This is a genomic window from Phyllobacterium sp. P5_D12, from assembly GCF_054049495.1.
The window spans coordinates 1-1,221 of the sequence record NZ_JBFUMG010000904.1 but is presented as its reverse complement, the minus strand read 5'-3'; the positions used below and the strand labels follow the sequence as shown (position 1 = coordinate 1,221).

Genomic DNA, 1,221 nt, shown 5'->3' with positions numbered 1-1,221 from the left:
GTGCTGCTCCATCGCTTCGGGCAAGTTTACAATGTTAGTCGTATGACTGAGTCTCTCGCTTTCCAACTCGCCCAGCCCGAGCGCAACCCGTTCGGCAAAATGCGAAAGCTCGCGCACATTGCCTGGCCAGTCATGTTCCATCAGGCGCGATCGTAACGCGCCGGTCATCTCCGGCGGCTCGCTTTTGAAGCGTGCAGCAGCGCGCTGCAGGAAATGCGTGAACAGGAGCGGAATATCCTCCCGACGCTCGCGCAGAGGCGGGATCGAAATCGTAACGACGTTCAAGCGATAAAAAAGGTCTTCGCGGAAATTCGTGCGCTGTTCCGGACTGCCGAGATCTACCTTTGCCGCTGCAACAACACGCAAATCGACCGGGCGATGTTCATTGGTGCCGAGCGGCGTGATCTCGCGGGTTTCAAGCACGCGCAGGAATTTTACCTGCGTCGATAGCGGCATGCTTTCGATCTCATCGAGAAACAGTGTGCCGCCACCGGCATGTTCAATGCGGCCGATACGCTTCTTTTGCGCTCCAGTAAATGCACCAGCCTCATGACCGAACAGCTCGCTTTCGATCACGGTCTCCGGCAGCGCACCGCAATTGAGCGCGACGAAATTGCCTTGCTTGCGACGGCTCCATTCATGTAACAGGCTAGCTGCTACTTCCTTGCCGGTACCGGTTTCACCGGCAATCAAAACGTCGACATCTGCATTGGCCACGTGGCGCAATGTTTTGCGCAGGTTCTGCATGACAGGGGTCTGGCCAATGAGCGGCAGATTGTCATCGGAAGTCTCAAGCGCGAGGCGCAGCTGGCGGTTTTCCATGACCAACCGTCGCTTTTCAACCGCTCGCAGGATGCTCTGGACAAGGCGATCCGCCGGATAGGGCTTGGCAATGAAATCATAGGCGCCTTCCTGTATCGCCTCGACCGCCATGTCGATGTCGCCGTGGCCGGTGATGAGGATGACGGGTAGATCGGCATCCATGGCGTGCAGGCGGCGAAACAATTCCAGACCGTCTATATTCGGCATGCGCACGTCAGTGACGACAACGCCGGCAAAATCCGGTGTCAAAAAGCGCAAGGCGCTCGTCGCATCCGCAAAAGGCATCACCGTAAAACCTGCGAGCTCCAGAGTCTGGCGATTGGCATTGCGCAGATCATCATCATCGTCAACGAAAGCGACACTGGGCTGAAAATCCATGATCAGGCGACCCTTGGAAGA

At 57.0% G+C, this 1,221-nt stretch carries 1 protein-coding gene; it reads right to left on the bottom strand.

Features of this window, described 5'->3' with window-relative positions:
• A partial coding sequence (locus ACXJ5O_RS27490; RefSeq protein ID WP_457302675.1) for a sigma-54-dependent transcriptional regulator occupies window positions 1-1,200 on the bottom strand: 1,200 nt, incomplete at its 3' end.
• Window positions 1,201-1,221: the final 21 nt, after the last annotated feature.